This is a genomic window from Arthrobacter sp. TMT4-20, assembly GCF_054510775.1.
In genome coordinates, this window is the sequence record NZ_JBTNDW010000002.1 from 174743 (window position 1) to 193645 (window position 18903).

The 18903-nt window shown below is 63.7% G+C and carries 13 protein-coding genes and 2 tRNA genes; 3 read left to right on the top strand and 12 right to left on the bottom strand.

The window, feature by feature from the left end; translation table 11 throughout:
• Positions 1 to 10 precede the first annotated feature (10 nt).
• The 4 genes from ACX80Z_RS03895 to ACX80Z_RS03910 form a co-directional block, all read right to left on the bottom strand.
• Positions 11 to 478 carry a DUF4233 domain-containing protein gene (locus tag ACX80Z_RS03895; RefSeq protein ID WP_459303839.1) on the bottom strand — a complete coding sequence of 156 codons (468 nt, stop codon included), beginning with the start codon at positions 476 to 478 and terminating at the stop codon, positions 11 to 13.
• Positions 479 to 489: 11 nt separating this feature from the next.
• Positions 490 to 1875 (bottom strand): bifunctional folylpolyglutamate synthase/dihydrofolate synthase, encoded by a 1386-nt coding sequence (locus ACX80Z_RS03900; protein ID WP_019482856.1) that lies wholly within the window; start codon positions 1873 to 1875, stop codon positions 490 to 492.
• Positions 1876 to 1925: 50 nt separating this feature from the next.
• Positions 1926 to 5255: an isoleucine--tRNA ligase gene (gene ileS, locus ACX80Z_RS03905; RefSeq protein WP_459314962.1), complete on the bottom strand. Its 3330-nt coding sequence runs from the start codon at positions 5253 to 5255 to the stop codon at positions 1926 to 1928.
• Positions 5256 to 5555: 300 nt separating this feature from the next.
• Positions 5556 to 6326, bottom strand: coding sequence for an SDR family oxidoreductase (locus ACX80Z_RS03910; protein WP_459314963.1), 771 nt, complete (start codon positions 6324 to 6326; stop codon positions 5556 to 5558).
• 31 nt (positions 6327 to 6357) lie between these two features.
• On the opposite strand from ACX80Z_RS03910, the gene valS reads away from it, so the two are divergent.
• Positions 6358 to 8976, top strand: a complete 2619-nt coding sequence (gene valS, locus ACX80Z_RS03915) for a valine--tRNA ligase (RefSeq protein WP_459314964.1) — start codon at positions 6358 to 6360, stop codon at positions 8974 to 8976.
• An 87-nt stretch (positions 8977 to 9063) separates the two neighbouring features.
• On the opposite strand, the gene ACX80Z_RS03920 is transcribed toward valS, so the two are convergent.
• The 6 genes from ACX80Z_RS03920 to ACX80Z_RS03945 form a co-directional block, all read right to left on the bottom strand.
• Positions 9064 to 9693 (bottom strand): mycothiol-dependent nitroreductase Rv2466c family protein, encoded by a 630-nt coding sequence (locus ACX80Z_RS03920; protein ID WP_459314965.1) that lies wholly within the window; start codon positions 9691 to 9693, stop codon positions 9064 to 9066.
• An 80-nt stretch (positions 9694 to 9773) separates the two neighbouring features.
• Positions 9774 to 11066, bottom strand: coding sequence for an ATP-dependent Clp protease ATP-binding subunit ClpX (clpX, locus tag ACX80Z_RS03925; RefSeq protein WP_024475453.1), 1293 nt, complete (start codon positions 11064 to 11066; stop codon positions 9774 to 9776).
• A gap of 163 nt (positions 11067 to 11229) precedes the next feature.
• The gene (locus tag ACX80Z_RS03930) at positions 11230 to 11904 is read right to left on the bottom strand and encodes an ATP-dependent Clp protease proteolytic subunit (protein ID WP_019482862.1); all 675 of its coding nucleotides are present in this window, start codon (positions 11902 to 11904) and stop codon (positions 11230 to 11232) included.
• Between the two features lie 52 nt (positions 11905 to 11956).
• On the bottom strand, positions 11957 to 12553 hold the full coding sequence (locus ACX80Z_RS03935) for an ATP-dependent Clp protease proteolytic subunit (protein WP_024475965.1): 597 nt from the start codon (positions 12551 to 12553) through the stop codon (positions 11957 to 11959).
• A gap of 235 nt (positions 12554 to 12788) precedes the next feature.
• Positions 12789 to 14303: a trigger factor gene (gene tig, locus ACX80Z_RS03940; protein WP_459314966.1), complete on the bottom strand. Its 1515-nt coding sequence runs from the start codon at positions 14301 to 14303 to the stop codon at positions 12789 to 12791.
• 87 nt (positions 14304 to 14390) lie between these two features.
• Positions 14391 to 14464: transfer RNA gene (locus tag ACX80Z_RS03945), tRNA-Pro, on the bottom strand.
• A gap of 132 nt (positions 14465 to 14596) precedes the next feature.
• On the opposite strand from ACX80Z_RS03945, the gene ACX80Z_RS03950 reads away from it, so the two are divergent.
• Positions 14597 to 14670, top strand: a tRNA-Gly gene (locus ACX80Z_RS03950).
• A 90-nt stretch (positions 14671 to 14760) separates the two neighbouring features.
• On the opposite strand, the gene ACX80Z_RS03955 is transcribed toward ACX80Z_RS03950, so the two are convergent.
• Together ACX80Z_RS03955 and ACX80Z_RS03960 are read right to left on the bottom strand one after the other, a co-directional pair.
• Positions 14761 to 15684: an Fpg/Nei family DNA glycosylase gene (locus ACX80Z_RS03955; protein ID WP_459314967.1), complete on the bottom strand. Its 924-nt coding sequence runs from the start codon at positions 15682 to 15684 to the stop codon at positions 14761 to 14763.
• Between the two features lie 4 nt (positions 15685 to 15688).
• Positions 15689 to 16162 (bottom strand): ribose-5-phosphate isomerase, encoded by a 474-nt coding sequence (locus ACX80Z_RS03960; RefSeq protein ID WP_019482866.1) that lies wholly within the window; start codon positions 16160 to 16162, stop codon positions 15689 to 15691.
• Positions 16163 to 16338: 176 nt separating this feature from the next.
• On the opposite strand from ACX80Z_RS03960, the gene pepN reads away from it, so the two are divergent.
• A complete protein-coding gene (pepN, locus tag ACX80Z_RS03965) occupies positions 16339 to 18891 on the top strand; it encodes an aminopeptidase N (RefSeq protein ID WP_459314968.1) in 2553 nt (850 codons plus the stop codon).
• The last annotated feature ends 12 nt before the right edge of the window (positions 18892 to 18903 follow it).

Genomic DNA, 18903 nt, shown 5'->3' on the forward strand with positions numbered 1-18903 from the left:
TCTACTAAACTTATCCTGCGGGCTCTGACCCGTCCTCCGGGTTGGCCCGCTCCCACTCAGCCTGCTGGCGGTCCCGCTCGACGTTCTCGGCGTCGAGGCGGATGCCGGTACGAATCCCGTACAGCCAGGTCAGGGCGAACAGCACCCCAATCAGGAACATGGTGGGTTCGATGAACCCGGTCGCGATGATCACCAGCTGGAGAATCCAGCCGATGGCAATGCCGTAGGGCTTGGTGAGGAATGCGCATGCCCCGACCAACGCGATGGCCAATGCGATGCCCACCGAGAGGATCAGCACCGGTGAGATGGTGTCGCGCAACAGGCCGAATGCGGTGAGGGTCGCGAACAGCACCACCAGCGCCTCGAGGGTGAGGACCACCGAGGCGAAGGTGACTTTGATGGAACGCCGTTTCTTGGGCATTCCGGGTCGCCATTCGCGTTGCGCCTTGGTCATGCGACGCTTTCGATTCTGCTCCATCAGAGTCAGCCTCACTTGCCCAGCAGGGTGCGGGCTTCCCCCACCACCGTGATGGAACCGGTGATGAGGATGCCCCCTGCGAGGTCGTTGTTTTCTTCGGCCTTCATGACCGCCCATTCGAGGGCGTCATCGAGCCGCTCGGCGATGTGGACGTTTTCCTCGGCGAAACCAGCCGCCAACGCATCCTGCAGGAGCTCGGCCGCGGGAATGGCGCGGGGCGAGGTTGACTGGGTCAGGCAGATGTCCTCGAGGATGCCACCGAGTTCCTCATGCAGTTCGGCCAGGATGGCCCCCGCGTCCTTGTCCTGGAGCACACCGACCACCAGGATCAGCCGGCTGAAGTCGAAGGCTTCCTTGACCGCCGCTGCTGCTGCCTTGGCGCCGGCGGCATTGTGCGCGGCGTCGACAATGATGCTCGGTGCGGTCCGCACCACTTCGATCCGCCCCGGCGAGGTCACGGTCCGCAACCCTTCGCGGACCACCGCCGCATCAAGTTCACGGGTCCCGCCACCGATGAATGCCTCGACGGCGGCGACGGCGACGGCGGCGTTCTGCGCCTGGTGCGCCCCGTGCAGGGGCAGCAGCAGTTCCTCGTACCGGCCGGCGATCCCGTTGATGGACAGCACCTGGCCGCCGACGCCGATCGTCCGGGTTTCAACCCCGAACTCAACACCTTCGAAGCGGAACTCAACGCCGACTTCGCGGGCCTTTTCGAGGAGCACCTGGGCGGCCTCCTGGGGTTGGGCCGCACTGATCAGGAACCCGCCGGGCTTGATGATCCCCGACTTTTCCAGCGCAATGTCGTATTCGGTGTCGCCGAGGAGTTCCGTGTGGTCCAGGGAGATCGGCGTGACGACAGCAACCTGGCCGTCGCCCACGTTGGTGGCGTCGGTGATCCCGCCGAGGCCCACCTCGATGATCGCGACGTCGACCGGCTCGTCGGCGAAGACCGCGAACGCGAGAATGGTGATGCTCTCGAAGTAGGTCAGCCGGGGGTCGCCCGCCGCTTCCAGTTCGCCGTCGATGATTTCCAGGAACGGCCTGATCTCGTCCCAGATCCGCACGAAGGTTTCGTCGGAGACCGGTTCGCCGTCGATGCTGATGCGCTCGGTGACGCTGCTCAGATGTGGGCTCGTGTAGCGCCCGGTCCGCAGCTCATGCGCCCGCAGGATGCCCTCGACCATGCGTGCGGTCGAGGTTTTCCCGTTGGTTCCGGTCAGGTGGATGATCGGGAACGCCTTGTTGGGTTCGCCGAGGATTTCCATTGCCCTGATCATCGGGGCCATCCGCGGTTCCATTTTGTTCTCAGGTGCCCGGCTCAGCAGTTCCGCGTAGACACTTTCCACCGAAAACTTGTCGAACGCTGTAGGCGCCGGGCCGTTTGACTCCGAATCCATTGATTCTGAATCCCTTGGCTCTGAATCCCTTGGCTCTGGGTTCTGCTGGCTCATGAGTGCCTCTCTACTGTGACGGTAAACTCGCCGTCCGTTGGCGCAGCAGCGACAACGTGCAGTTCGTTGGTCAGCGTTTCCGCTTTGATGAGTGCCGCGTTCGATGTCAGGGCATCGACCAGGTCCGGTGCGACGCCAAGCGTGGTCACGATCCGGTCGCTGATGTGCAGGTCCGCGTCGCGGCGGGCCTGCTGGATGGCCCGGATCGCGTCTCGGGCCGCTCCTTCGGCGGCGAGTTCCCCGGTGACGACGGTATCGAGCACGAGGAAGCCGCCCCCGGGCAGCACCGTGACAGCCTTCCCAGAGTTGTCGCCGTCGTCGGCCACCACTGTTTCCAGGGTGTATTCGTGGGGTTCGAGCGCCAGCTCGCCGGCGGTCACTGCACCGGCTGCGGAGACCGTCCAGTCGCCGGCTTTGGCGGCCTTGATGGCGGCCTGGACATTCTTTCCCAGGCGCGGCCCGGCGGCCCGGGCGTTCACCACCAGTTTCTGCACAATCCCGAATTCTTCGGGTGATGCGTCGGCGGCGTCGAGGAGCCGGACCTGCTTGATGTTCAGCTCGTCGGCGATGATCCCCTGGTACTGACCAATCAGGTTGCCCGCCGACGGCGCCACGACGGTGAGGTGGGCCAGCGGCAACCTGACGCGCAGGTTGGCTGCCTTCCGGAGGCTCGACCCGGTGGAGCAGATTTGGCGGGTGCGTTCCATCCGTTCCACGAGGTCGGGTGCCTCCGGGAATGCCGACGCCTCCGGCCAGTCGGTCAGGTGCACCGAGCGCCCGCCGGTGAGCCCACGCCAGATTTCCTCGGTGACCAGGGGCAGCAGGGGCGCTGCGGCCCGGCAGACCGCTTCGAGGCAGGTGTAGAGCACATCGAAGGCGTCGGCGTCCTCATCGAAGAACCGCTGCCGGCTCCGGCGGACGTACCAGTTGGTCAGCGTGTCCAGGTAGCGGCGCAGCGTCTCGCAGGCGTCGCTGATGTTGAAGGCATCGAGCGACGCTGTCATATCCCGCACCAGGTTTCCGGTGTAGGCGAGGATGTAGCGGTCCACTGGTTCGGCGAGGCGATTGGCCCGTTCGGGGCTGACCGTTTTTGCCTCGTAGCCGGTGCCGCCGGCTGCCGCGTTGGTGTAGAGGCTGAAGAAGTGCCAGACATTCCAGAGCGGCAGGATGACCTGCCGGACGCCGTCGCGGATGCCCTGTTCGGTGACGATCAGGTTTCCGCCACGCAGCACCGGGGAGGACATGAGGAACCAGCGCATGGCGTCGGCGCCGTCCCGGTCGAGGACCTCGGTGACGTCCGGGTAGTTGCCCAGGCTCTTGGATGCCTTCTGGCCGTCGTCGCCCAGGACGATGCCGTGGCTGATCACGTTGCGGAACGCCGGCCGGTCGAACAGCGCCGTGGAGAGCACGTGCAGCATGTAGAACCAGCCGCGGGTCTGGCCGATGTATTCGACGATGAAGTCAGCAGGGTTGTGGGAGTCAAACCATTCCTGGTTTTCCATCGGGTAATGTACCTGGGCGAAGGGCATGGAACCGGAGTCAAACCAGACGTCCAGTACGTCCTCGACCCGGCGCATGGTGGACTGGCCCTCAGCTGGTGTGCGGGGGTCGTCGGGGTTGGGGCGGGTCAGCTCATCGATGAAGGGACGGTGGAGGTCCGGCTCCCCGGCCTTGTTCAGCGGCAACCGGCCGAAGTCCGCCTGGATCTCGGCGAGCGAGCCGTAGACGTCGGTCCGCGGGTAGGCGGGATCGTCGGACTGCCAGACCGGGATGGGGCTGCCCCAGTACCGGTTCCGGCTGATCGACCAGTCCCGGGCGTTGGCCAGCCACTTGCCGAACTGCCCGTCTTTCACGTTCTCGGGGATCCAGTTGATGCCCTGGTTCAGGTCCACCATCCGGTCCTTGATCTTGGTGACCTCCACAAACCAGGACGACACAGCCCGGTAGATCAGCGGGTTGCGGCACCGCCAGCAGTGCGGGTAGCTGTGCACGTAGCTGGCCTGACGGACCAGGCGTCCGCTGTCCTTCAGCACCCGGGTGATGGGTTTGTTCGCCTCGAAGACCTGCAGTCCGACGATGTCGGCGAGAGGCCCCTGCCCGTACATCGGGAGGAAGCGCGCACCTTCATCGACTGAAAGGATGACCTGGATGCCAGCCTCCTCGCAGATTTTCTGGTCCTCTTCACCGTAGGCGGGTGACTGGTGCACAATGCCGGTGCCGTCGGTGGTGGTGACGTAGTCGGCCACGAGGAACCGGAAGGCGTTGCGGTAACCGCCCTGTTCGGGGTCGGCCAGGTAGTCCCAGAGCGGTTCGTAGGCCAGGTCCGCGAGCTCGGCGCCCTGCAGGGTGCGCTCGGTGGCGGCTGTCGCCTCTTTCGCTGAGGCGTAGCCGAGGTCCTTGGCGTAGTTGCCCAACAGGTCAGCGGCGATGAGGAAGCGGCGGTCGTCGTCGGCCAGTGTTGGTCCGGCGGGAACCAGTGCATAGGCAATGTCGGGCCCGACGGCGAGAGCGGCGTTGGTGGGCAGGGTCCAGGGCGTGGTGGTCCAGGCGAGGGCCTGCACCCCGGCGAGCTCCTGCGACAGCTCGGTGGTGCCGGCCAGGATGGGGAAGGTCACGGTGACGGTCTGGTCCTGGCGGTCCTGGTAGACGTCGTCGTCCATCCGCAGCTCGTGGTTGGACAGCGGCGTCTCATCGTTCCAGCAGTAGGGCAGCACCCGGTAACCGTTGTAGGTGAGGCCTTTGTCGTACAGGTTCTTGAACGCCCAGATAACCGACTCCATGTAGTCGACGTTCAGCGTCTTGTAGTCGTTGTCGAAGTCCACCCAGCGGGCCTGGCGGGTGACATAGTCCTGCCACTCGCCGGCGTATTTCATCACTGAGGACCGGCAGGCGTCGTTGAATTTGTCGATGCCCATGGCTTCGATCTGCGCCTTGTCGCTCATGCCCAGCTGCTTCATCGCTTCCAGCTCGGCGGGCAGTCCGTGGGTGTCCCAGCCGAACCGGCGCTCCACACGGTGGCCGCGCTGGGTCTGGTAGCGGCCCACCAGGTCCTTGGCGTAGCCGGTCAGCAGGTGGCCGTAGTGGGGTAGCCCGTTGGCGAACGGGGGGCCGTCGTAGAAGACAAACTCATTTGAGCCGTTCTCACCGTCGGGAAGGTCTGCGCTGCGGGCGTCGATCGACGCCTGGAACGTGCCGTCTGCGTCCCAGTACTTGAGGATTCGTTCCTCGATCTCGGGGAACCGCGGGGACGCCGAAGAGGAGGAGGCAGCGCCAGCCGCGCTGTCATGGCTGGTGGCCTTGGGGTAGATCTGTGGCATGTTGTTCATCCTGTAGGCAAGGTGTGGTTCAGTTACCTGCGAGGACGCGTCCAACAATCGGGTCAGCCTGCAACCCGGGTGCCAAACCCGCGGTACCACCTCACTTGCCGCCAACGAGACATATCTTCTCGCGGCTGCCACTTCGTGACCGCTATGACGGGCTTACCCGTCCGGTTCTACTAGCCTGCAGCACGAAGGACGTACGACAGGGGTTCTTCCGGAAGCTCACCGGTGATGGCCGGGTCAAAGCTGTTGCACCTAGTCTAGCGGAAACTGACCGGCCCGCGCGGGGCGCCAATGGAGCTGGGACTACTGGCTCCGGATCACCTTGTGCGCTGCGGCCTGCGCCAGCGGGCGGACCACAATCTCGTCGAGGTTCACATGGTGGGGCACCGTCACCGCGTAGACGACGATATCCGCCACGTCCTCGCTGGTGAGTGGCTTTTCGACGCCGTCGTACACCTTTGAGGCGGCGTCTGCACTGCCCAGCCGGTTCAGGGAGAACTCCTCGGTGTGCACCATGCCGGGCAGCACCTCGACCACACGGACACCATGCTCGGCTTCCTCCAGCCGCAGCGCCCGGGTCATGGCACGCTGGGCAGCCTTCGCCGCGTTGTAGCCGGCGCCACCTTCGTAGGAGACCATTCCGGCCGTCGACGTCAGGTTCAGGACAGTGCCGCCATCCGCCTGGCCCCTCAGCATGGGGAGAAACGCGCGGGTCATCTTCATCGTGCCCACCACGTTCGCCTGGTACATCCAGTCCCAATCGGCAGTCTTCGCGTCGACCAGCCGGTCGGCGCCGCGGGCACCGCCGGCAATGTTGATCAGGGTGTCAGCACCACCTGCGTCGGCGACGGTGCCCAGAAGGCGCTCGACGTCGTCGTCCTCGGTGATATCGGTGGGCACCGCGATGGCCCCGGTCTCGGCGGCCAGCTCCGCCAGACGGTCGGCGCGACGGGCGACGGCGAAGACCCGCCACCCCTGGGCCGCGAGCAGGCGGACCGTGGCCTGCCCAATGCCGGTGCTGGCTCCGGTAACAACTGCTGCTCGCTGCGCTGGCGTGATCTGGGTGGAAGTCATGGATCCAACTTATCGTGAAACAATTGCCGGTATGGCTGAACACACTCCGGGCACAGACACGCCCGCAACAGTAAATGTCCCTGACAAACCGGTTCTTGAGGGTCTCGAGTCCCGGCTCGCCGCACAGTGGCGGGCGGATGGTACCTACACCTTCGACCCCGAGACGTCCCGGGCGGAGGTGTATTCGATTGACACTCCCCCACCCACGGCATCAGGTTCGCTGCACGTAGGCCACATGTTCTCGTACACCCAGACCGACGTCGTCGCCCGGTATCAGCGGATGCGCGGCAAGAACGTGTTCTACCCGATGGGGTGGGACGACAACGGTCTGCCCACTGAACGCCGCGTCCAGAACTACTATGGTGTGCGCTGCGACCCGTCGGTCGCCTACGACGCCGGCTACACCCCTCCCGCTGAGCCGCCCAAGAACCAGCGCGACTTCGACGCCGTCTCGCGCCGGAACTTCATTGAGCTGTGCGAGGAGCTCGCGGTCCAGGACGAACTGGTGTTTGAAAACCTGTTCAGCACCCTCGGCCTCTCGGTTGACTGGAACCTGACGTACCGCACCATCGACGACACGTCCCGTGCCGTCAGCCAGCGCGCGTTCCTGGAGAACCTCGCCGGCGGCGACGCGTACCTTGCCGAGGCTCCCACCCTCTGGGACGTCACGTTCCGCACGGCAGTGGCACAGGCCGAACTCGAAGACCGGGAACAGCCGGGCGCCTACCACCGGATCGCGTTCCACACCCCCGGCGGGGAGAAGATCTTCATCGAATCGACCCGCCCGGAACTTCTGCCCGCCTGCGTGGCGTTGGTGGCGAATCCCGACGACGAGCGGTACCAGCACCTGTTCGGCACCACTGTCACGTCGCCGCTGTTCGACGTTGAGGTTCAAATCAAGGCGCACCCGTTGGCGAAGCCCGACAAGGGCACCGGCATTGCCATGATCTGTACCTTCGGTGACCTCACCGACGTCATCTGGTGGCGTGAGCTGCAGCTGCCCACCCGCGCCATTGTGGGCCGCGACGGCCGGATCCGCTCGGAAACCCCCGAGTGGATCAGCACGGAGAAGGCACAGGAAAACTATTCGGCCATCGCCGGGAAGACCGTTTTCAGCGCCAAGGAAGGCGTCGTTGCCTTGCTGCGCGCCAGCGGGGAGCTGGAGGGCGAGCCGAAGAAGGTAGTCCACCCGGTCAACTTCTACGAGAAGGGCGACAAGCCGCTCGAGGTTGTCACCAGCCGCCAGTGGTACCTCCGCAACGGCGGCCGCGACGAAGCCAAGCGGGAGAAGCTCATCCAGCGCGGCCGGGAGATCGACTTCCACCCCGCGTTCATGCGGTCCCGGTACGAGAACTGGATCGAAGGACTCAACGGCGACTGGCTGGTCTCCCGGCAGCGTTTCTTCGGCGTCCCGATTCCGGTCTGGTACCGCCTCGACGCCGACGGGGAGCCTGACTACGAGGCTCCGATCGTGCCGACCTACGAGGCACTTCCCGTGGACCCGGCAGCCGAACCGGCTCCCGGCTTTGAGGAGAGCGCCCGCAACCAGCCGGGTGGTTTTGTCGGCGAGAACGACGTGTTGGACACGTGGGCGACGTCGTCGCTGACGCCCCAGATTGTGGGCGGCTGGCCGAAGAACCCCGACCTGTTCGCAAAGGTCTTTCCGTTCGATCTTCGGCCGCAGGGCCACGACATCATCAGGACCTGGCTGTTCTCGAGCGCCGTCCGCGCCGATTCGCTGCAGGATTCGGCACCGTGGCGCCATGCCGCCCTGTCCGGCTGGATCCTGGACCCGGACCGCAAGAAGATGTCCAAGTCCAAGGGCAACGTGGTGGTCCCCACCGACGTGCTCGAGGAATTCGGGGCCGACGCCGTCAGGTACTGGGCTGCCTCAGCCAAGCTGGGCGCCGACACGGCCTATGAGATTGCGCAGATGAAGATTGGGCGGCGGCTGGCCATCAAGCTGCTGAACGCGTCGAAGTTTGTGCTGAACCTTGGTGCCACCGAGCACACGGTCCTCACCGATGACACCTCGGTGGTCACGAACCAGCTGGATTTGTCCCTGCTGGCTCAGCTGGGACAGGTCATCGACGCGTCGACTGCCGCGTTCGAGAAGTATGACTACGCCAAGGCTCTGCAGCTCAGCGAGACGTTCTTCTGGTCCTTCACGGATGACTACGTGGAGCTCATCAAGGACCGCGCCTACGGTGCTGCCGGTGAGGCCGAGCAGGCGTCGGTACTGGCCACCCTCGCGACCACTCTCGATGCGATGCTGCGGATGTTCGCGCCGTTCCTGCCCTTCGCTACCGAGGAGGTCTGGAGCTGGTGGCGCAGTGGATCGGTGCACCGGACCGAATGGCCGACGTCGGGCCACCTCGCCGGAACCATCCGCACCGCCGATACCGGCGTGTTGGGCACAGTGGCGCTCGCCCTCGGCGGCATCCGCCGGTCGAAGTCCGAGGCGAAGGTGAAGCAGCGCACCGAGGTGCTCAGCGCCGTCGTCAACGGCTCTGCTGCGCAACTGCGCCAGCTCAACGCCGGCCTGAACGATCTGCTGGCGGCAGGCAATGTGCGCGAACTGCGCCTGGCCGAAGCCGAGGGTGAGCTGTCGGTGTTCGAGGTAGAACTGGCTCCCGTCGAAGCGGTCTAGCCTGCAGCTGACGCAATCCTGAAAGAGGGAGGCCCCGCAGACCGATTCGGTCTGCGGGGCCTCCCTCCCTTTTTCGGTTACTGCCAGCTAGTCGAAGGAAGGGCTCTCGGTGCGTGAACGTTTCAGTTCGAAGAATTCCGGGAATCCGGCGAGCATGACGGCGCCGTCGAAGATCCGTCCTGCGTCTTCGCCCCGGGGGATGCGGGTCAGTACGGGGCCGAAGAAGGCCGTGCCGTTGAACGCGACCACGGGGGTGCCGACTTCATCGCCCACCCGGTCAATTCCGTCCTGGTGCGAGGCGCGGAGCTGGGCGTCGTATTCCTCGCTGGTGGCGTAGTCCGCGAGTTCGGCGGGAAGTCCGACTTCCTCGAGGGATTCGCGGATCACTGCAGCGAAATCCTGGTTCTTTCCCTGGTGAATCCGGGTGCCCATTGCATCGTAGAGCTTCTTGATGTTGTCATCACCGTGGAGTTCAGCTGCGGCAACGATGACCCGGACGGGCCCGTAGGCCTGCTTCATGAAGTCCTGGTATTCCTGGGGAAGATCACGGCCGTCGTTGAGCACGGCCAGGCTCATGACATGCCAGTCGACCTTGATGCTGCGGACCTTCTCCACTTCCTCAATCCACCGGGAGGTGATCCAGGCGAAGGGGCAGGCGGGATCAAACCAGAAATCGGCCTTTTGGACATTGTCGGTGGGAACAATCGTTTCAGTCATATTCCCTACAACCCGGGTACCAACCGGCGTATTCCGGCCGGACGCCGAAATTTCCGGCGTTAGGCCGACTTGTTCCGGCGCTAGGCCGACTTGTTCCGGCGCTTCGCAACGACGTCGTGCGAGATCAGCGTGGGTTCCGCCTTCTTGGCGACCACATCTTCAGTGATGACAACTGTGGCAATGTCATCCCGGCTGGGCAGGTCGAACATCACGGGCTGAAGGACTTCCTCCATGATGGCGCGCAACCCGCGGGCCCCGGTTCCCCGTTCGAGCGCCTGATCGGCGATGGCCTCGAGAGCCTTCGGCTCAAAGGTGAGCTCGACGCCGTCGAGCATGAACATTTTCTGGAACTGCTTGATCAGGGCGTTCTTCGGTTCGGTCAGGATCTGCATCAACGACTTTTGGTCGAGGCTGGTCACCGTGGTGATGACCGGCAGACGTCCGATGAACTCGGGAATCAGGCCGAACTTGAGCAGGTCCTCGGGCATGACGTCGCCGTAGCTGGCTTCCTCACTCTTCAGTGAGGACAACGGGGCGCCGAAGCCGATCCCCTTGCGTCCCGCACGGGAGCCGATGATCTCTTCCAGGCCAGCAAATGCACCCGCAACGATGAACAGGACGTTGGTGGTATCGATCTGAATGAATTCCTGGTGCGGGTGCTTGCGGCCGCCCTGGGGCGGCACCGAGGCGACAGTACCCTCGAGGATCTTCAGCAATGCCTGCTGCACGCCTTCACCCGATACATCGCGGGTGATTGACGGGTTCTCGCTCTTGCGGGAGATCTTGTCGATTTCGTCGATGTAGATGATGCCCTGCTCGGCCTTCTTGACGTCGTAGTCAGCGGCCTGGATGAGCTTCAGGAGGATGTTCTCAACATCTTCCCCCACGTAGCCCGCCTCGGTGAGCGCCGTGGCGTCCGCGACGGCGAAGGGGACGTTCAGCCGGCGGGCCAGGGTCTGCGCGAGATAGGTCTTGCCGCAGCCGGTGGGGCCGATGAGGAGGATGTTCGACTTGGCGATCTCCACGTCCTCGGCAGGCACCGCGTCGGAGAGGTTTCCCGTGCTCCGCGGGGCATGCCCGGACTGGATCCGCTTGTAGTGGTTATAGACGGCGACGGCGAGGGACCGCTTGGCGGGTTCCTGACCGATCACGTATTCCTGCAGGAAATCGAAGATCTCGCGGGGCTTCGGAAGCTCGAAGGTGCCAAGGTCAGCTACCTCGGACAGCTCTTCCTCGATGATCTCGTTGCAGAGATCGATGCATTCATCGCAGATGTACACACCCGGGCCGGCAATTAGCTTCCGGACCTGCTTCTGGCTTTTCCCACAGAAAGAGCACTTAAGCAGATCTGTGCTCTCACCAATGCGAGCCATGTGTCAGTCCCCTTACGTGGATCTGTTGAAATCGACACCCGATATCCGAGCTGATGGAACCGGGCTACCTTCCACTCTAGGACAATTGGCGCGGCTATGAAGCACCAAAAGGCCCGTGGTGCGATTGTTTCGCACCACGGGCCTTGGTCCGGAGAAGAGTGCCTTACGGCTTGTTGATCTTCGGAGGGCTGATCTTGCGTGACGTCAGAACTTCGTCCACCAGGCCGTACGCCTTGGCGTCGGCGGCGGTGAGGATCTTGTCGCGTTCGATATCGATGTTGACCTGCTCGGCGCTCTTGCCACTGTGCAGGGCCAGCGTGTCCTCGAGCCAGGTGCGCATCCGCATCACTTCGTTGGCCTGGATTTCCAAGTCCGACGCCTGACCACCCTGGCCGCCGCCAAGGGCCGGCTGGTGGATCAGGACACGGGCGTTGGGAAGTGCAAGCCGCTTGCCGGGGGCCCCTGCCGCGAGCAGCACGGCTGCAGCGCTGGCAGCCTGGCCGAGGCAGACGGTCTGGATTTCAGGGCGGATGAACTGCATGGTGTCGTAAATTGCGGTCATGGCCGTGAACGATCCACCCGGCGAGTTGATGTAGAGCGTGATGTCGCGCTCTGGATCGGTCGACTCAAGCACCAGCAGCTGGGCCATCACGTCGTCGGCCGATGCATCGTCAACCTGCACGCCAAGGAAGATGATGCGGTCCTCGAAGAGCTTGGTGTACGGGTCCTGGCGCTTGAACCCGTAGGGGGTGCGCTCTTCGAACTGGGGAAGAACGTAGCGGTTGGACGGCATCTGCGGTGCGGCGCCGCCTGCTGCGGCTCCAAAATTGTGGTTCATGGTCTCTCCTGGGTGATCTCTGCTGTGGTGGGTGGGGCGCAGGCGCAGCGACTTAGTCGCGCTGCGTTCCGCCGCCGCCGGATACCGTGTTGGCGTGCGCAGCGATCTTGTCGAAGAAGCCGTATTCCAGGCCCTCCTGCGCAGTGAACCACTTGTCGCGGTCGTTGTCCTTGAGGATTTTCTCGACCGTCTGCCCGGTCTGCTCTGCCGTGAGTTCAGCCATCACGCGCTTCATGTGCAGGATCAGTTCGGCCTGGATCCGGATGTCCGACGCCGTTCCACCGATGCCGCCGGAGGGCTGGTGCATCAGTACCCGGGCGTGAGGGGTCGCATAGCGCTTGCCCTTGGTGCCCGAGGAGAGGAGGAACTGTCCCATCGACGCGGCAAGCCCGGTGGCGACGGTGACCACGTCGTTCGGGATGAACTGCATGGTGTCGTAAATGGCCATTCCCGCGGTAACCGACCCGCCGGGCGAGTTGATGTACAGGAAAATGTCTTTGTCCGGGTCTTCAGCTGACAGCAGCAGCAGCTGGGAGCAGATGGCGTTGGCGTTGTCATCCCTGACCTCTGAGCCGAGCCAGATGATGCGCTCTTTCAGGAGCCGGTTATAGATGTAGTCATCCCGGCCAGCGGGGTCTACGGTCGCCATGGTCGGGGTGGTGGGTTCGATTGCCATTGGAAGTTAGCCTCTCACTCTGGTTGGTCTACCGGGTGCCGGTAGCCGACCGTTTGTCTCTCATTGGACAGTAACTTGTTTGGGGGTCCGTTTGATCCCGCTGCGGAGGCTGTTCGCTGACGGCGCACCAGAGCGGGGGCTGCGGAACTTAACGGCCGAGGGCCGTCCTCCCGGGTGGGAAGACGGCCCTCATTCGTCAATGGTGGGGCTATGCCTTGCTGGACTCTTCGTCAGCTGCAGCCTCGGCCTTGGCTGGCTTTTTCGGAGCCGCCTTCTTCGCAGCGGGCTTCTTCTCCGCAGCTGGCTTCTTTTCAGCGGCTGGCTTCTTCTCAGCGGCAGGCTTCTTGGCTGCAGGAGCCTTCTTGGCTGCTGGGGCCTTCTTGGCCGGCTTCTTCTCAGCGGGCGCCTCGGATGAGTCGTCAGCTTCATCGCCGGGGCGAACGAAGTCGCTCAGGTCAACAACGGATCCGGAGCTGTCCGTGACGACTGCCAGTTCAAGGACCTTCGCCAGTGCCTTACGACGACGGACCTCTCCGACAATCATCGGAACCTGACCGCTCTGATCCAGCATCTGAGCGAACTGGTTCGGCTCCATGCCGTACTGGCCGGCGGTCGACACGATGTAATCGATCAGCTCCGGCTGGCTGACACCGATTTCTTCCTTCTCGGCGATCGCGTCGAGGATCATTTCGTTCCGGAACGCCTGCTCGGTGTTCTCGCGAATCTCGGTGCGGTGCTCTTCGGTGTCGTGACCCTCGGCGTTGGCATGGGCGTTTTCACCGGTGAAGTGCTGTTCCAGCTGATCCTCGATGAAGGCTGCTGGGACGGGGACCTCGATGAGCTCGATGAGCTTCTCAAGAACCAGGTCACGAGCTTCAACGCCCTGCTCGGTGACCTTCTCTTCGGCTGCGCGCTTGGTGAGGTCGGCGCGCAGTTCAGCGATGGTGTCGAATTCGCTGGCAAGCTGGGCGAAGTCGTCGTTGGCTTCGGGGAGTTCGCGCTCCTTGACGGCGCTGACCTCAACCTTGACCTGCGCCTTGTTGCCGGCGTTCTCGCCGTTGGCCAGCGTGGTCTCGAAGATGGCATCCTCGTCGGCGCTGAGTCCGGTGACGGCTTCGTCCATGCCCTCAAGCATGGTGCCGGAACCGATCTGGTAGGAAACGTCCTGCGCGGCGTCAACCTGCTCGCCGTCGACCGTTGCTACCAGGTTTACGGTGAGGAAGTCACCGTCGGCGGCGGGACGATCAACCGCGGTGAGGGTACCGAACCGGCCGCGCAGCTCGTCAAGAGCCTTGTCGACGTCGGCGTCGGATGCCTCTGCTGCTTCGACGGTCACTTCGAGACCCGAGTACTCGGGAAGGGTGATCTCCGGGCGGACATCCAGCTCGACGGTGAACAGGAGCTGTCCATCCTTGGCGGCGGGATCCGGCACTTCGGTGATCTCAACCTCTGGGCGGGTCAGGGGACGGATTCCCGTTTCCTGAACGGCGCTCTGGTAAAAGTCATTCAAACCATCGTTGATTGCGGTTTCGATGACGTAACCGCGACCTACCCGCTGGTCAATCAGCTGGTTGGGGACGCGTCCCTTGCGGAAGCCCGGAACCTGGACCTGGGCGGAGATGGTCTTGTAAGCCGCATCGATGTTTGGCTTGAGCTCCTCAAAAGGAACTTCAACATTGAGCTTCACTCGCGTGGGAGTGAGGTTTTCGACAGCGCTCTTCACGGCGTAGTACTCCTGAATGATTGAAGATGAATGACCACACGGCGCCCGTGGAATTACCGGAACGGCATCCGCGGCGATAATGCAGAGTCGGGGTGACAGGAGTTGAACCTGCGACTTCCTGCTCCCAAAGCAGGCGCTCTACCAAGCTGAGCTACACCCCGTAAGTGCAGCCATTAGTCTACGTAACTTTTGCTCCAGTTGCACATTTGGCTAAACGGCCTTGCCTGTGGTGTAGTTATAGGCGTTCCGACGGCCTGAGCCGCTAAAGTAGTTAGTAGCTTGCTCGGGTTTTTGGGGATGTAGCTTAGTGGTAAAGCCTCAGTCTTCCAAACTGATGATGCGGGTTCGATTCCCGTCATCCCCTCCAGAATGTGGGTAGATGTCCCCAGCCCAGTCCAATAAAAAAGCACCCCGCCAACCTGGCGCCGGGTGCTTTTTTCGTTTGACTACCGGGCTGCTAGGGCGCCTGGCAGCCGGGACACCAGAACAATTTCCGCGCCGCCATCTCGGCAACTGCCACCGGCGTTCCGCAACGGCGGCAGGGCAGACCTGCCCGCCCATAGACGTAATGTGCGTCCTCGCGTTTGACCCGGGACGACGACGAGGATCGATCGGCCGGCGACGTCGTAATAATCCGGCCAGCACGCACTCCGTCGCCCATGATCGCGGCGATGTCCTCCCACAGGACTGTGGCTTCCTCAACGCTGACCGATTTGCCGGGGCGCCACGGGTCCAGCTTTTGCCTGAACAGCGCCTCAGCCCGATAGATGTTGCCTACGCCCGCGATCACCGCCTGGTTCATCAGGAGCAGGCCCACCGGGCTGGCGCTCTTGCGCAGACCGGACGCGAACCGGGCGACGCCGTCGGGCGCATCCAGAGCGGCGCTGCCGAGCGGATCGGGGCCAAGGCGGGCGACGACGGCGTCGCGCTCCGGTTCGGTAATAACCTCACAGGCTGTCGGGCCGCGCAAATCGGCCCAGCCATAGTCGCTGACGAGGCGCAGACGGACGGCACCCACGGGAGCCGGCGGCCCGGCGTAGGTGGCGTCGGGGGTGCCGGCGACCTCCCGCTCCCCCACCTTGCGCGGCGCACCGATGCTGGACGCGCCCATGAACGACTTGTCGCCGCCGAAGCTCCAGGCACCGTAAAGCCCCAGGTGCACGCGTAGGAAAAGTGTGGGGGTGGGACTTTCGTCGAGTCCGTCGGCGAACTCGACGAAGAGTTGTTTTCCATGCGCGGCGGCTCGCACCAACACGCGTCCGTCCAGGCCCGCCGCGCCAGCAGCAAACCGACCCTGTGGGCTGGAGGCCGCGACCTGCTGCCCGCCGAACACTGAGGACAGCTGGGACGCCAGCCGGTGAATTGAATGGCCTTCGGGCATGGGACTACAGGTTGACGCTGCCGGTGGTCTCGTAGGCGGCGAGCTGCCCGATCCGCCGCACGTGGCGTTCGGCGTCGCTGAACGGCTCGGCGAGGAACGCGTCAATGATGAGTGTTGCTTCCTCGACCGTGTGCTGCCGTCCGCCGACTGCCACCACGTTGGCGTCATTGTGCTGGCGCGCCAGCTTTGCGGTGTCCAGGCTCCAGGCCAGCGCAGCGCGGACTCCCCGCACCTTGTTGGCAGCCATTTGTTCGCCGTTGCCGGATCCACCGAGCACAATGCCCAGCGCTTCGCGCCCCGCCTGCTGGTCAATGACGACGGCCTGCGCTGCGTTGATGCAGAACCCGGGGTAGTCATCCTCGGCGTCGTAGACCTGTGGTCCGTGGTCGATGACCTCGTACCCGGTTCCGCGCAGGTGCTCGATCAGATGGGCACTGAGCTCCATGCCGGCGTGGTCAGTGGCGATATGAACGCGCATGAAAGATCCGTTTCGATGAGATGGGTGTGTGCTGTCAAGGGTACTTGGTTGCCGGGTGTGCAGGTTGGTCGACGCTGATGAAAGAATGGCTGTGCTGCGTAAGCTGCATCACACCCGACGCCCGCCACCCGCAGGGCTTCCCATCATCTTTTTCGAAAGGCTCCACTTTGCCAGGCATGAATCTGACGCGCGAAGAGGCACGAGCTCGCGCTGACATTTTGACCGTCACCTCCTACGACATCAACCTTGACCTCACCCGTGGCGACACAGTCTTCGGGTCGCGGACTGTCGTGAAGTTCGAGGCCACCCAGGGTGCTTCAACGTTCATTGACGCCGTCACCAAGGAGGTGTCACGGGTGACCCTGAACGGCGTCGAGCTCGACCCGTCCGAGGTCTCTGATGGAATCCGCATCCAGCTGCCCCAGCTCGCGGCAGCCAATGAGCTGGTGATTGACGCTGACATGTTTTACATGAACACCGGCGAGGGTCTGCACCGCTTCGTCGACCCGGTCGACAACGAGGTGTACCTCTACACCCAGTTCGAGGTTCCGGACTCCCGGCGCGTGTTCCCCGTCTTTGAGCAGCCCGATCTCAAGGCCACCTTCAGCTTCACCGTGACGGCGCCGTCGCACTGGGATGTCATCTCCAACTCCCCCACGCCCGTCCCTGTCGACGCCGGTTCGGCCGACGACGGCGTCGCGACGTCCACCTGGTCCTTCGAGCCCACCGGTGTGCTGTCGTCCTACGTCACTGCCCTGATCGCCGGACCGTACCAGTCGGTGCGCAGCGAGCTCACCAGTTCGGACGGCCGTGTCATTCCCCTGGGTGTCTTTGCCCGGAAGTCTCTGATGCAGCACCTCGACGCCGAGAACGTGTTCGCGTTGACCCGGCAGGGGTTCGCCTTCTTCGAAGAGCAGTTCGGAACCCCGTACCCGTTCGCCAAGTACGACCAGCTCTTTGTCCCCGAGTTCAATGCGGGTGCCATGGAGAACGCCGGCGCCGTGACTTTCGTGGAAAGCTACGTTTTCAGGTCCCGGGTCACCGACGCCACCGTTGAGCGCCGGGCCATCACCATCCTGCATGAACTCGCGCACATGTGGTTCGGCGACCTGGTGACCATGCGGTGGTGGAACGACCTTTGGCTCAATGAATCCTTCGCCGAGTTCATGTCCACCCTCGCCGCCGCCGAAGCCACCGAGTTCAAGCAGTCATGGACCACGTTCGCCTCACTGGAGAAAGCCTGGGCCTACCGTCAGGACCAGCTCCCCTCCACCCACCCGATCGTCGCCGACATCAACGACCTCGAAGATGTGCAGGTGAACTTCGACGGCATCACCTATGCCAAGGGCGCCTCGGTGCTCAAGCAGCTGGTGGCCTGGGTGGGCCAGGACAAGTTCATGGAAGGCGTCAGGGAGTACTTCGGCAAGCACTCCTGGAAGAACACCGAACTGGTGGACCTGCTGTCCGAGTTGGAGAAAGCCAGCGGCCGTGACTTGAAGGAATGGTCGGCCCTGTGGCTGGAAACGGCTGGCGTCAACACCCTGCGGCCTGAACTCGAGGTCGACGACGACGGCGTGATCACCAGCTTTGCGGTCCTCCAGTCGGCTGTTGCCGACTACCCCACGATCCGCCCGCACCGACTGGCGATTGGCTGCTATTCCCTGGATGATGCCGGAAAGCTGCAGCGTATTGACCGGGTGGAACTCGACGTCGACGGCGAACGCACCGACGTGCCTGAACTGGTTGGCCGGGCCCGCCCCGACCTGGTGCTGCTCAACGACGATGATCTGGCCTACGCGAAAATCCGGCTCGACGAGGTGTCGTTGCGCACAGCAACGCGACACCTCAAGGACTTCAACGACTCGCTCCCCCGCACCCTGGTCTGGGCTTCAGCCTGGGACGCAGCCCGCGACGGTGAGACACCGGCCCGCAACTACGTGGAGCTGATCCTGCAGAACATCGGCGCCGAATCCGATTCGTCGGTGGTGCTGGTCCTGCTCCGTCAGCTCGCCACGACGCTCGCGTTCTATGTGAACCCCGTCGACCGGTCAGCGATGACTATCGCGGCCGCCGACAGCCTCTGGGAACTCGCCCAGCGGGCCGACGCCGGATCGGATTCACAGTTGCAGTTCATCAAGGCGTTCGCAGGACACGCGCAGACCGGACCCCATCTGGACACCATTGAAGCGATCTTCACCGGCTCCGAGGTGCCCGCGGGGTTGGAGATTGACGCCGACCTACGCTGGGAGTTGGTGACCTCACTCGTGGCTGGTGGCAGGTTCGCACAGCCGGACATCGACGCCGAGCTCGAGCGCGATGCCACCGCCACCGGTCAGCTGGCAGCCGCCCAGGCGAAGGCGGCCATCCCCACGCCGGAGGCGAAGGCCGAAGCGTGGCACAGCATCATTGAGCGGTCGGACATGCCCAACGCGGCCCAGCGGTCAGCGATTGCCGGGTTCATGCGCGTTCACGACCCAGCAGTCCTTGCTCCCTTCGTGGACAAGTACTTTGCTGCTGCCCCTGACGTCTGGGGCAGCAGGACTCACGAGATCGCTCAGCAAATCATCGTGGGGCTGTATCCATCGCGGTTAACCACCCAGGAGACGCTGGACAAATCTGCAGCCTTCCTGGCCGCGCTCGATGCCGAAAGCACCTCGTTGCGACGCCTGATCCTTGAGAGCCAGGACGGGATTGTGCGGGCTCTGAAAGCGCAGGCCGTCGACCGGTAAATCAGGCGGTTT